Raw genomic sequence first — 13086 nt, forward strand, 5'->3', positions numbered from 1 at the left:
TTTTAGCCCAAATTTACATTTTTCAAGAAACACTCTGTAAATCTACTAGTATAATAAAAGAAAGAGGTCGTCTTTTCAGACAACCTCTTTTTTTAATGTCATGGCTTTAAGTATTTATTTTGAAAAAAATTAACGCCAGCCCAACTCTGGTGCAATATATTTTAGTATGGTCGATAGTATATGAACATTGTACTCAACGCCTAATGTGTTGGGTATTGTAAGCAACAATGTATCCGCTTCCTGAATAGCTTCATCCTGAGCCAGCTCAGCAATTAGTTTATCCGGCTCAGCTGCATAACTCTTTCCGAAGATTGCGCGTTTATCACTTTCTATATTACCAAAACTATCAGACCCTTTTCCTTGATTTCCAAAGTAGTATTTGTCCTGATCGTTGACAAGTGCAAAAATCGAACGGCTTACTGAAACTCGAGGTTCATGTTTATGTCCTGCTTTTTTCCAGGCTTCTTTATATATCCTGATCTGTTCTGCTTGTTGAATATGGAAAGGTTTCCCGTTTTCGTCATACTTTAGGGTAGAACTTTGCAGGTGCATCCCGTTTTCGGCAGCCCAGATAGCCGTAGCATTAGATGCGGCTCCCCACCAGATACGATCTCTTAATCCTTCTGAGTGCGGTTCAAGACGCAATAAACCGGGCGGATTGGGAAACATTGGATTAGGATTTGGCTGTGCAAATCCTACACCGTTAAGTTTGTCTAAAAACTCTAAAGCTTTTTTTCGCCCCATATCGGCATCTGTTTCGCCTTCATCAGGTTGGTAACCAAAAGCACGCCATCCATCAACAACCTGCTCCGGTGATCCCCTGCTAATTCCTAATTGCAAACGTCCTCCTGAAATTAAGTCAGCAGCACCGGCATCCTCAACCATATACAGAGGGTTTTCATACCGCATATCGATAACGCCTGTACCAATTTCTATTTTACTTGTCTTAGCGCCGATAGCCGAAAGTAAAGGAAAAGGTGATGCTAATTGTTTTGCAAAATGATGTACCCTGAAATAAGCACCATCCACACCAATTTCTTCTGCGGCAACAGCTAAATCTATAGACTGAAGCAGTGTATCACTTGCCGTACGGGCTTTATAGGAAGGATGATCTGCCCAATGCCCAAACGATAAAAATCCTATTTTCTTCATAGATAGCATGATTATTATTTACTAATTCAAATATACGCATCATTATTGAGTTTTGTAACTAGTGCGACAGATTTTGCAGTCGTCGGTAATCTGTAGGCGAGATAGAAGAATGTTTCTTGAAAAAGCGTCCAAAGGCAGAAACGGAGTTAAAACGCAATCGATAAGCAATATCACTGATATTAATTGCAGGATTACCTAGTAAAACGACTGCTTCTTTTAGCAAATGGGCATCAATAATTTGATGAGGCGTTTTATCAACAGCCTTTTTTACAATATGAATAAGGTATTTATTTGAGATATGCAGTTTTTGTGCATAATAATTTACGCCTTTATGCTGGCTAATATTATTCATAACGAGATCAAGAAACTGAAAATAAATTTCCTTTGGATTGTTTAAAACCAAAACGTTATCCTCTTTTTCCTCAGGTAAAAATTCAGCTGTTTCTAATAGCAGGTTGAATATTATAGTCCTGATGATTTCATCCTTGAATTTGAGCGTTGCTTTAATTTTGTTTTCAAGATATTTCATCAGCTTAAACAGCCTTTTAGCTTCTTGTTCCCTGAGGCACATTATCTCATATGACTTATCCTTAAAAAAAGTAAGTCTTTCGATGATAAACGGATCTGATAAATTTTTAAGAAGAAACTCTTTTTCAAAAAAGAGCAATTTCATTCGAAAGTCTTCACTATTATTTTGAAAAGCAATAATGGTTGCCGGTCTCGCAAGTAATAAACTAAATTGACGAATATAATGCTGTTGCCCGTCAATTACAATCGTAATATCACCTTCGAGACAAAGACATAATGAGTAATAATCCATCCGAAAAGGTTTCTGAGGATATTCTAATTGCTTTTTACCGGAAGAGACATAATAAGGCAAACAGTTGTCGACCTCAAAGTAAGCCAGTGTGTCGCTTATTTTATCGTAAAGTTTATCTTCCTGCATAAATGTTGCTTCAAATTGTTTTGGAAAACTAATTTTAGCATAAAAATAAGCAATTATGGGTTATGACGCTCTATAAATTACCATCAATTTTAAATCAGATTACAGTTTAAATAATATAAAAATGACACCAAAACAAAGAGTTGAGGTGTCATTTTTTTTAGAATATTATCCTGTAAAAAGTAGATGGGTCCTGTTTAGATTTTAGTCTCTAATTCCACCTATCCAATGTTTCAATTTATTAAGTTGTTCTGTAAAGAAAGACTCATGATCCTGCGAATCTTCGTTTTCGACAAGCAGATGTTCGTAGTACGTTCCTTTTAGAAATTTTCTTAAAAGCCCCTCTCCTACTATTGGCTCATAATCGTTTAGTGATTGTGCTGCTTTAAGTAAGTGGCGAATATCATATTGTAACGGATTAATATCGGGTACCTGTTTGTTTAAATTCAACAACTCATAAACCGCTATTCTGGCAGTTCGTACTGAACTTTCCATCGTAAATACAATATCATTATTGGTTTCTACAAATTGTCCCACTAAACCTAGATTTTTACAGCCTTCAGGAACAACTTGCGGACGATCGCCTTTTGCTCTTGGCATAAACATAGAAGTGATATAGGGCATAAAGGAACTGCGGACGATTGTATTTTCTACAATATTATCGAGTTGGTCAATAATCCCTAAATGATGTGCCAATTCTGCCAAAAGCTCATTACCTGTACATTCCGGCATTGTTTTTTTGACATAATCACCTTCTTTATCCATAAAAAGGGCATAAATCCAAATCACTAAAATATCATCCGGCTGATCCGGGAAATGTGGTTGTCTGTTACAGGTAAAGCTCATTAACCAGTTTGAATCACTAATCGTAACAATTCCTCCTGTTGCAGTCTTGCCTGAGTAAGGATCGTTTACACATAACTCTTTTACTTTCTCTGTAAAAGCTGAAGGTTTGCAGGTAAGTGTAGCAGATTCCCAGGAAGATTTTTCGATATTGCCACAGAATTTTTCAGGTTTTCCAAAAACAGGTGATTTAGCAGCCAGGTTTTTCCACAGTTTCCATCCGGCACTTTGTCCGCTATTATTTTTATCTAATTTAATAGCCGGTGCAGTTACATTATCACCATAAAAAGTATCCTCCGTCATTGAGCCTGTTGTAGCAATTACGTAATTTTCTTTGCCTACAGGAATTCTTTCTTCTTTACCGTCTCTTTCTATAATGATAGCTTCGACAACTTTGCCATTGACATCACTATGAATATCTAAATCTTTTACGAGCGTATTAAGGTCAATTTGTACCCCTTTGCTTTGTAAAAACTTTCTAAGAGGCGTAACAAATGTATCGTATTGATTGTATTTAGGGAAAACCAGACACGAAAGGTCTTTCATTCCATCTATAGCATGTAGGAAACGGTGCATATATAATTTACATTCTAATAAACTGTGCCAGTTTTCGAAGGCAAACATCGTACGCCAGAAAAACCAAAAGTTACTTTCAAGAAAAGATTTGCTAAAATAGTCTTCGATAGTAATATCATCAAGATCTTCTTTCTTTTTAAGCAAAAGCTTAATGATAGCAAGCTGATCTTTTTTATCCAGTCCAAATTTACTAAAATCCTTAATCTCACCTTTCTTATGAATTAGTCTGGCTTTTGAGTAATTAGGATCATTATCATTTACCAGACGATATTCGTCTAATACGCTATAAGGAGCCGGCAGTTCCAGAGCGGGAATATCCTGAAATATATCCCAAAGATTTTCATATGTCATATCCATCTCACGGCCACCACGAATAATGTAACCATCGGTCGTATTTCCGGCACCGTCCAGGGATCCGCCATCAACGTGCAGCTGATCCAGAAAAATAATATTCTCGCCCGGAACATGAGCGTCACGAATAAAATAATAGGCTGCAGCCATTCCTGCGATACCACTGCCTACAATATAAATTTTGCTGTCTTTGTACGATTTTGTTGGAATCGCTTTATTGCGCTGATAATTCCCTATTTGATCTGAAAAAGGCATTGTTTTTTCAGGTGTATTAATTTGAATCTCTTTACTGGAGTCAGGTTGATGGTTCACATTTCCATACTCTTTTGAAGCCTTTAATATTTTTTCGAATTTTGAAGTGGTAGAACTCATAACTAATCTATTTTTTGATTTACTCAAAGTTAAGAGTACCTGTAGGATAATCTGCATCCCTAAATTCATTATTGCTATCCCTAAATTCCGTTTTTCTTGCGCGTATAAATAACTGTAACTTCAGAGTATGTGTGTTTTGAAGAAGCGAAATGCCATATTCCTAACTTAAAAAAACTACCCGATAAATGTTGATTTGGCTAAAGCCTTATTATTCCAATTATTAAATACCTCGAACTAAAGCAGGAGGCTGGTCAATACTAAAAACTTGACAACTTTAGGCAATTGTTTTTATCGTAATAACTATTTACTTTTCGTAATTTGCCCTTATAAAAAATTGCAGTTATTCTAATAGAAGATAATACATGAAAAACATATTTATAGTAGTCAATTTAGTACTGGTGGGTTTTTTATTTCAAACGTCTTGTATGGCTCAGACATCAAAAAAGTCAAGATTCAAAGCCTTGGTTTTGTATGAGAACGGCGGACATCATTTGCCTTTTACAACCGCTGCGAAACCGTGGCTCAATAAACTGGCAATTGACAGCAGTTTTACCATTGATTATATCGAGAATACTAAAACAATTAATGAGGCTCTTTTAAAAAAATATCAGGTTTTTATACAATTAGATTACCCGCCATATACCTGGAGCGAGGAATCTATGAAGGCTTTTCAGAAATATATGAATGATGGTAAAGGCGGATGGATTGGGCTGCACCACGCGACTTTACTTGGTGAGTTTGACGGATATCCAATGTGGCAATGGTTCTCTGATTTTATGGGCGGGATACAATTTAAGGATTACATTCCGGCTTTTGCCAATGCCAAAGTAAATATTGAAGACACGTCGCATCCTATAATGAAAGGTGTTCCTGCCAGTTTTTTTGTAAAAAAGGAAGAATGGTATACTTATAATAAAAGTCCCAGACAAAATGTTCATGTAATGGCTTCAGTAGATGAAGCTACTTATGAACCTGCTTCAGAAATAAAAATGGGCGATCATCCCGTGATTTGGACCAATCCTCATTTTGCTGCCCGAAATGTATATATTTTTATGGGGCATGCTCCGGAGTTATTCGATAATGAAGCATATACTACATTACTTAGAAACTCTATTTTTTGGGCAGCGCAAAAAAAATAAAATATCCTGTCTTCCGGCTTGGGTATTTGGTTTGAAATTATACTGTCTTTTTAATTTCTAAATGCTTCTAGTGGTACCGAAAATTTAAAGGTACTTCCCTTTCCCGGTTCACTTTCTGCCCAGATTTTACCGTGATGTCTGTTTATAAGTTCACTGCAAAGCAGTAATCCCATTCCGTTTCCCATTTCGTTGTCCGTGTCTCGTTGAATCACTTTTCCGTTAATCTTAAATAATTTTTCTTTTATCAGGTCCGGGATTCCAATGCCGTTATCTGTAATTGATATTTCTGCGTTCTGCTGTTTCCTTTGTACCCTGACTGCGATTTTACCATTTGTATCCGTAAATTTAATCGCATTGTTCAATAAGTTACGTACAATGGTATCAATCATTTTTTTGTCTGCCTCGACTTCTATTTGTTCAGTTGATTCGAACAAAAGATCAATGTTTTTGTTGAGTGCTGCATTCTGATTGAGTTCTATATTTTCATTAATCAATTTGTTCAGTGTGATTTTTTCAGGACTGTATTCCATCATTCCTGTTTGTGCCCCGGACCAGCCTAAGAGATTGTCCAGTAATTTATACGTGTTTTCGTTTGACTGATGCAGTACTTTTGCAATTTCCCTGATTTCTCCGTGGTTACCTTCTTTAATATCTTCAATCAATAGTTTCGAAAGCGCTACTGATGATCCCAATGGTCCTCTTAAATCATGGGCGATTATAGAAAAAAATATATTTTTATCGTCTAACAGCTTCTGAATTTTAAGATCTTGTTTCTTCTTTATCAATAATAAAAATCCAATCGTACCTGTGAAAGCCAACAAAAACGAGCTTATATTGTACAAACCCTCTAATGTGGGATTGAAAAAAAATACATTTTTAGGATTAAAAAAGATATAAAGTATGCGTATCAATAGCAGAATTTCAAATCCGGCGTAACAAAGCGGATAAAAATTTCGGGAAAAATTATGCTTGTTTTGATTGAAATGACTGATTGTTATCGGTAAATAAACAGCAAATATTCCCATTAAAATAATTAGGATGCGCGTATTAATTGTAGCTTCAAGTAGTACTGCAACATTGAATATAACGGATGCAATACTGGTTATCGCTATTTGTAATTGATAACTTTTCTTTGGTTTTACATTCCAAAATGACAACATTGCAGTCGTTTCGTAACAACAGGCTATAAAAATGATTGTAACGGCAATATTGACTGAAATAAAATCTGAGATAACGTTCCTTAAAAGAATCAGCACCCAGCCTACAGTTAATAATAATTTTGAAATGCCTAAACCGTTCAAAATTTTCCTGCTCTTACTTGTCTCATACGAAAATGAATAACTGAAAATAAGGATACTTATAAATAAATTTCCAAAAAAATATAATATATAAATGCTATTTGAATCTAATGGTAAAAGTTGGAACATTATAGGTTTGAGATATTAAAAGAACGGATAATTTCAGGCTGTAAATGTCACTATACAAACAGGAAAATAATTAATCAGGAAAGATTTAAATGTCCTGATTAAGACTTTATTGTCCTTGATTGGCAATTGTTTTAAGGCGGTGCCTAAATAATTTTGAAGCAAAAATCAATTTTATGTTTTCAATATTCAAATCAAAATTTTATCTAAAAGAAATACTACCTGATGGCTATATTGATATTCATAACCACATATTGGCAGGAATTGATGATGGTGCCAAAACACCGGAAGAAACAAATTATCTGATAGCGCAAATGAAAGCGTTAAATATTAAGGCCGCTTTTGCTACACCGCACACTTTTAACGGGCTCTGGAATAATACTTCTGAAAGTATAAGACAGGCTTACGAAATAGCGCTAAAAAACGATGACAATAGAATGTTTTTAAAAGGGTATGCAAGCGAATATATGCTGGACAATACTTTAATAGAAAAAAGCAGGGAAGAAAAATTGCTGGGATTATCGAAGAATTTTATTCTGATAGAATTCAATTTGTTTAATAATCCTTTGAACCTGTATGAAATGCTGTTTGAGTTAAAAACAAAAAATTATAAAGTCATTATAGCGCATCCTGAACGGTATCTTTATTTTCATAATTCTATTGGTAAATATCAGAAACTAAAAGAATACGGCGTCTTTTTTCAATTGAACTTATTATCGCTAACGGGGTATTATGGCAAAAGCATTCAAAGACAGGCAATAGAATTGTTTAAAAATGATTTATATGATTTTACGGGATCAGACATTCATAGTGCAACTGAAATTACTCAATTTAAAACCGTACCTCTTCAGATTCCGGACAAAAAGAAAATGGATCGTTTACTGGAAAACAATACAATTTTTCTCTAGCTCCTACAGCAAAATATAAAAGTCTTAATAGTCCTGAAAAATTAATAAAAAAGCCGGAATACAAAAAAAGCTGTTCGATCGAACAGCTTTTTACTAACAATAATTAAATCGCATTTCAATTTTGACCAACAATCTGCAACTTTAAATATCAAACTAACTCTTGAATTAATAAATTTGTTGAGCTTTTTTTAGAATCAGTTTGTTTTTTATAATTGCATTGAAGTACTGATATTTTTTATTCTTTCATTCAGTATGTCTTCAATGCCCTTAAAATTTTCTATTGTATCTAATTCTTCATTTACGCTGATGTAGAATTTAATTTTTGGTTCAGTTCCGCTTGGTCTGGCGCAAATTACAGAACCATCTTCTGTATAATAAATCAGGACATCGGCTTTGGGCATGTTTATAATTTCTGATTCGTTGTTCAGTAAATTAAGTGATAACGATGATTTATAATCCTCAAGCTTCACTACTTTTTGATTGTTAATCTCCCTTAAAGGATTTTCTCTTAAATTCACCATCATCGCATTAATTTCAGCCAATCCGTCGATTCCTTTTTTTGTAATAGAGATCAAATGTTCTTTATAAAAACCAAAATCTACATAATGCTGCAATAAGGCCTGGTAAACAGAACTATTATTTGCTTTAGCCTGGGCAGCCACTTCGCAAATTAATAAACTTGCTGCAACTGCGTCTTTATCGCGAACGCTGTCTCCTACCATATACCCAAAGCTCTCTTCTCCTCCGCCAATAAATTCGAGTTCAGGAAAATCTTTGATCATCTTGGCAATCCATTTAAAACCTGTCAAACCACTTTTGTATGCAACGTCATAAGCGTTTGCCAGTTTCATAATCATAGGAGTCGAAACAATAGTGGAGCCAATAAATTGTTTGCCGTTTATTTTTCCTGCTTTTTTCCATTGTTCCAACAAAAAGGCAGTCATTAAAATCATGGATTGATTTCCGTTTAGTAAAACCATTTTTCCTTGATTATCACGAACCGCTACTCCTAAACGATCACAATCAGGATCGGTGCCAATAACAATGTCGGCGTTGGTTTTTTCTGCTAATGCCAAAGCCATTGTTAAGGCTTCTGGTTCTTCCGGATTTGGAGATTTTACTGTGGGGAAATCTCCATTTGGTACTCTTTGCTCTTCGACAATATGTACGTTTTTATATCCCGCCAACGCTAATGTATCGGGTACAACCGTAATCGAAGTCCCGTGCAATGACGTAAAAACAATATTCAGATCATCTTTGGCCTCTTTAGAGATATTAAAACTCGCATTTTGAACCGATGATTTCACAAAAGCTTGATCAATTTCAGTATCGATATATTCAATTAAATCTTCATTCGCTTCAAACTTAATTTGGTCGTATTTTAAATCTTCAATAGCTTTAATAATTTCAGCATCCTGAGGAGGGACAATTTGACCGCCATCTTCCCAATACACTTTATACCCATTGTATTCCGGCGGATTGTGAGATGCTGTTAGTACAATCCCACATTGACAGTTGAGGTATTTTAAAGCAAAAGACAATTCTGGTGTAGGTCTAAGACTCGAAAATAAATAGACCTGAATGCCATTTGCTGAGAAAACATCAGCGACGGTTTTTGCCAGTGTATCACTATTATGGCGGCAATCATAGGCGATAACTGCTTTAAGTTTTTGATCCGGAAATACCTTATACAAATAATTCGACAATCCCTGAGTACTTTTTCCTAACGTATATTTGTTGATACGATTGTTTCCAACTCCCATTACGCCGCGCATTCCGCCTGTACCAAATTCAAGATTTTTATAAAAACTTTCTTTTAATTCTTTCGGAGATGAAGCCATCATTTCACTTACTTTATCCTGTGTTTCTTTATCAAAAACAGGCGTTAACCATTCTTGTGCTTCTTTTAAAATACCTATTGCTAAATTCATTTGGATTACGTTCAATTATTTATTTCTTTTCCATTTTTGAAACCATGATTTCTTCACTACTTCTTTTCCGTAACCATAGCCATAACCGTAGTTGTATCCGTAACCATAACTTGAAGTAAAATCAATATCATTGAGTACATATCCCATATTAATGATTTTTTTATCCTTGAATAGTTTTTTAGAATACGAAATCAGGTTCTTTTCTGTTACAGCGGAACGCAGTACAAATAAGCTCGTATCAGCATACTTAGAAATCATAAGGGTATCACTAACCAATAAGGTTGGCGGTGTATCGAATATAATAATGTCATACTCTTCTTTTACTTCATTAATAAACTTTTCAAAACGCTGATTGGATAATAACAGGGTTGGATTTGGAGGTATAATTCCGGATAAGAAAAGATCAAATGGAAATTCCTTGTCGTCGTTACTGTGCAATAAGTCTCTCCATTGCAGTGTACCATCGTGCAAATAATTACTAAATCCTTTGGTGTCTTTACTTACATTATCCAAATGCCTGTGCAATTGCGGATTTCTAAAATCGGCGCCTATAACAATGACCTTTTTGTCAAGATGTGAATAGGCAGTAGCCAAATTATAAGAAACGAAAGTTTTTCCTTCTCCCTTTATAGAAGAAGTCACAAATATTACTTTGCCTTTCTGATCTTCAGTATAAGGGGTAATAAAATTAGTATTGTGCGCTAAAGTTCGAAAGGCTTCTAAATTTTGAATATAAGAATCCTTGTCTTCTTTTAGCGACGGCAGCTCTACTAAAATAGGTACATTTCCTGCTATATTTTCAACATCTGTTGCCGTGTATATTTTATTATCTAATTTAAAAATGATAAATAAAATTGTAAACGGAATGACCATTCCTAAAAATAAAGCGATCAGAACAATCTTGCTTCTTTGAGGAGAAACCGGATAAATATCTGTTATAGCATAATCTATAATTTTAGTATTGGCTACGGTAACGGCTAAATTGATAGAGGCTTCTTCTCGTTTTTGAAGCAACAACAGGTACAAACTTTCTTTTAGGTTTTGCTGACGTTCGATACTTCGCAATACTTTTTCTTTTTCAGGAATGGAGGCAAAACTACCATCAGCTGCTTTTTGGGCTGATTCGCTCTGAACGAGGGTTGTTTTTAATTGTTGCCTGAACCCTTTTACAGAATTGATAATATTGTTTTTTAAACTTACCAGTGTGCTTACCAAAAGCTGAATAGAAGGATTGTTGCTTCCTGCACTGGTCTGCAGTTTCTGATAAGATAAAACGGCTGTATTATAATCTGCTACTAATTGATTGATCGTAGGATTTTGTATGCCTATATCTGCCGGTAAAAGCTCAAATGCTTTCTGGGATTCGATACTTTTTTTAAGCAAATCTGCTAATAACAATTGAGATTCTATATCAAATGAGGCTTGTTCTTTTGCTGTTTTCTGTACAATACTTGAACCGGCGTCTTCCTGAATAAAACTCAGATTATTGCTTCTTTTGTATTCTTTTTTAGAACTTTCTATAGAATCCAGTTCTTTTCTTAAGTAGACAAATCGATCGTCGACAAAATTAATTGTTCGGCGCGAAACCTCTTGTTTATCCGTAATACCATCGGCCTCAAAAACATGAATCAAGTTATTGATAATCGCTTCTGACTGAGGACCATTAGTTCCTTCTAATGAGATAGAAAGAATGTCACTGTCTTTTCCCTCGGCATCGACTTCAAATGCATTACTAAGTTCCAGTGCAGTTTTATTAAGTGGTTTTAGCACCACATTATAGCTCAGGTCTATACTTTTTGTAATTATTGCTCCTAAAGCAGGTTTTATATTTATAGGTAAATTAGGGATTTTTTTGGTTGAAGTATATCCTTTTATATCAAACTTTTGTCCGGATAAAACATCTAAAATAGTATATCCCGTTGGGGTTACTTTGATGGTATATTGTATGGCGTCTTTTAGCTTTGTTATATTATCATTGTAGCTGACAACAAACGGCGCATTGAATATTTGTTTGGATTTTACGGTAGAATTATAATAATATTCTACATTCAGTTTTAAATTTTTAACCACTTGTTCTGATAAGTGAACGGATTTGAACAAAGCGATTTCATTTTCTAAATTAATGTTTGATTTATTAAATAATTTCGTCACATCTAATGTAAAATTCGAACTTTCCTTATCCAGCAATAATTTTACTTTTGCTTCTGATCTGTAGATAACGTCAGCATATCTCAAATACGCGAAAACGGTAAAAAGTGCTATTAAAATCGTGATTAAAAACCAGGGCCAATACCTTAAATATCTATTCATCATTTGTTTTAACTGAATAGAATTTTCTTCTTCCATTGAGTCAAAATATTCATTTTTATCTGTGTGCATAAGCTTTTTATCTGGTTAATAATATAATAGAACTTAATATCAAAGACGCAATTGTAAGTACGGTTCCTGTACTGCCTATATATCCTGCTGTCTTTACTTTTGCGTCATTCGGGTTCACAACTAATACATCATTCTGGCGAATCTGATATTGCGGATTATTCATCCAGTCTGCAGTTGTCAAATCAACATTCATCATTATTCTCTTACCACCCGACTCCCTAATCAATAAAATATCATTTCGCCTGGCACTTATTGTTAAATCTCCTGCATATCCTAAAGCTTGCGGAACAGAGAGTGATTGCTCTAAAAAGGTATAAGTACCCGGTGATTTTACTTCGCCCAGAACTGTTACTTTAGCATTCAGAATTCGAATCGCAACAGTAGGATTTACTAAATGTCCTCCCTTTTCGAGTTCTAGTTTTATTTTTGTTTCTAAATCAGTTACAGATAATCCTGCTGTGCTTACAGATCCTAAAATAGGCAATACCACTGTTTCGTCAGGAGTAATCAGGTATCCCTGAACTTTTAGCAGGTCTAATGTAGAATTGGTTGCTGTGTTTCCTGTTTGTATGTTATACGGTAAAGCAGTTTCAGGTACAAGAGCACCAATTCGAATGCTCAAAATATCATTTGGCTGTACTAAAACACTCTTTACAGAGGTCGCAACCGAAGCGTAATTATTAGCGTCCTGAAAATAGATAATATCTTTTCTCGTGGCACAGGAAGAAAACAGAATAACGATAAGAAATAAAATGTGGGGTAAACGATTCATATTTTAAATTATGGGGTTAAAAAAGACAGAACTAGTATCGCGGTTTCACAATACTTAGATAAGCATAGAATCAATTGATTAGAATAAACTAATCTCTAATTGGATTCTAACTGGAATTTTTGTTTCGCTTTCATGTTATCATTCAATTTAGACAATCGATGCAGCTGTTTTTTCTGCACTTTGTCTTTTACATAAAAGCGATATAATTCTTTGCCAATAAAGAAACCGGCAATAGAAACGCCGGAAATAAAACCGGCTAAATAAGAGGTAATGGTAATATTCATAACATTTTTTTT

General features: G+C 34.7%; 10 protein-coding genes. 2 read left to right on the top strand and 8 right to left on the bottom strand.

All coding sequences use genetic code 11. The features are described 5' to 3' along the window. Window positions 1-129: 129 nt before the first annotated feature. The 3 genes from ACQKCJ_RS21720 to ACQKCJ_RS21730 all read right to left on the bottom strand — a co-directional run bounded on the left by ACQKCJ_RS21720 (window position 130) and on the right by ACQKCJ_RS21730 (window position 4237). A complete protein-coding gene (locus ACQKCJ_RS21720) occupies window positions 130-1152 on the bottom strand; it encodes an LLM class flavin-dependent oxidoreductase (RefSeq protein WP_271337307.1) in 1023 nt (340 codons plus the stop codon). 58 nt (window positions 1153-1210) lie between these two features. Then, complete coding sequence (locus ACQKCJ_RS21725; RefSeq protein WP_271337308.1) at window positions 1211-2098, bottom strand: AraC family transcriptional regulator; 888 nt, start codon at window positions 2096-2098, stop codon at window positions 1211-1213. Between the two features lie 201 nt (window positions 2099-2299). Then, window positions 2300-4237 carry an oleate hydratase gene (locus ACQKCJ_RS21730; protein ID WP_427402904.1) on the bottom strand — a complete coding sequence of 646 codons (1938 nt, stop codon included), beginning with the start codon at window positions 4235-4237 and terminating at the stop codon, window positions 2300-2302. Between the two features lie 362 nt (window positions 4238-4599). Between ACQKCJ_RS21730 and ACQKCJ_RS21735 the strand changes: the two genes are divergently transcribed. Beyond that, window positions 4600-5376 carry a ThuA domain-containing protein gene (locus ACQKCJ_RS21735; RefSeq protein WP_427402905.1) on the top strand — a complete coding sequence of 259 codons (777 nt, stop codon included), beginning with the start codon at window positions 4600-4602 and terminating at the stop codon, window positions 5374-5376. 50 nt (window positions 5377-5426) lie between these two features. Here ACQKCJ_RS21735 and ACQKCJ_RS21740 read toward each other — a convergent pair whose 3' ends face one another. Next, a complete protein-coding gene (locus ACQKCJ_RS21740) occupies window positions 5427-6677 on the bottom strand; it encodes a sensor histidine kinase (protein ID WP_427402906.1) in 1251 nt (416 codons plus the stop codon). Window positions 6678-6976: 299 nt separating this feature from the next. On the opposite strand from ACQKCJ_RS21740, the gene ACQKCJ_RS21745 reads away from it, so the two are divergent. Next, entirely contained in the window at window positions 6977-7708 is a 732-nt protein-coding gene (locus ACQKCJ_RS21745) for a tyrosine-protein phosphatase (protein ID WP_427402907.1), read from the top strand. Between the two features lie 206 nt (window positions 7709-7914). On the opposite strand, the gene ACQKCJ_RS21750 is transcribed toward ACQKCJ_RS21745, so the two are convergent. The 4 genes from ACQKCJ_RS21750 to ACQKCJ_RS21765 form a co-directional block, all read right to left on the bottom strand. After that, window positions 7915-9639: a phospho-sugar mutase gene (locus ACQKCJ_RS21750; RefSeq protein ID WP_427402908.1), complete on the bottom strand. Its 1725-nt coding sequence runs from the start codon at window positions 9637-9639 to the stop codon at window positions 7915-7917. A gap of 15 nt (window positions 9640-9654) precedes the next feature. After that, entirely contained in the window at window positions 9655-12018 is a 2364-nt protein-coding gene (locus tag ACQKCJ_RS21755; RefSeq protein ID WP_427402909.1) for a GumC family protein, read from the bottom strand. A 7-nt stretch (window positions 12019-12025) separates the two neighbouring features. Beyond that, window positions 12026-12790 carry a polysaccharide biosynthesis/export family protein gene (locus ACQKCJ_RS21760; protein ID WP_271337315.1) on the bottom strand — a complete coding sequence of 255 codons (765 nt, stop codon included), beginning with the start codon at window positions 12788-12790 and terminating at the stop codon, window positions 12026-12028. Between the two features lie 95 nt (window positions 12791-12885). Further along, the gene (locus tag ACQKCJ_RS21765; protein WP_271337316.1) at window positions 12886-13074 is read right to left on the bottom strand and encodes a hypothetical protein; all 189 of its coding nucleotides are present in this window, start codon (window positions 13072-13074) and stop codon (window positions 12886-12888) included. Window positions 13075-13086: the final 12 nt, after the last annotated feature.

This window comes from Flavobacterium sp. NPDC079362 (genome assembly GCF_050267765.1).
Lineage (GTDB): Bacteria > Bacteroidota > Bacteroidia > Flavobacteriales > Flavobacteriaceae > Flavobacterium > Flavobacterium azizsancarii.

Bases quoted from the DNA above. Each gene is read 5' to 3' on its own strand.
- ACQKCJ_RS21765 (WP_271337316.1), bottom strand. From the start codon at position 13,074: ATGAATATTACCATTACCTCTTATTTAGCCGGTTTTATTTCCGGCGTT.
- ACQKCJ_RS21760 (WP_271337315.1), bottom strand. From the start codon at position 12,790: ATGAATCGTTTACCCCACATTTTATTTCTTATCGTTATTCTGTTTTCT.
- ACQKCJ_RS21755 (WP_427402909.1), bottom strand. From the start codon at position 12,018: ATGCACACAGATAAAAATGAATATTTTGACTCAATGGAAGAAGAAAAT.
- ACQKCJ_RS21750 (WP_427402908.1), bottom strand. From the start codon at position 9,639: ATGAATTTAGCAATAGGTATTTTAAAAGAAGCACAAGAATGGTTAACG.
- ACQKCJ_RS21735 (WP_427402905.1), top strand. From the start codon at position 4,600: ATGAAAAACATATTTATAGTAGTCAATTTAGTACTGGTGGGTTTTTTA.
- ACQKCJ_RS21745 (WP_427402907.1), top strand. From the start codon at position 6,977: ATGTTTTCAATATTCAAATCAAAATTTTATCTAAAAGAAATACTACCT.
- ACQKCJ_RS21720 (WP_271337307.1), bottom strand. From the start codon at position 1,152: ATGAAGAAAATAGGATTTTTATCGTTTGGGCATTGGGCAGATCATCCT.
- ACQKCJ_RS21730 (WP_427402904.1), bottom strand. From the start codon at position 4,237: ATGAGTTCTACCACTTCAAAATTCGAAAAAATATTAAAGGCTTCAAAA.
- ACQKCJ_RS21725 (WP_271337308.1), bottom strand. From the start codon at position 2,098: ATGCAGGAAGATAAACTTTACGATAAAATAAGCGACACACTGGCTTAC.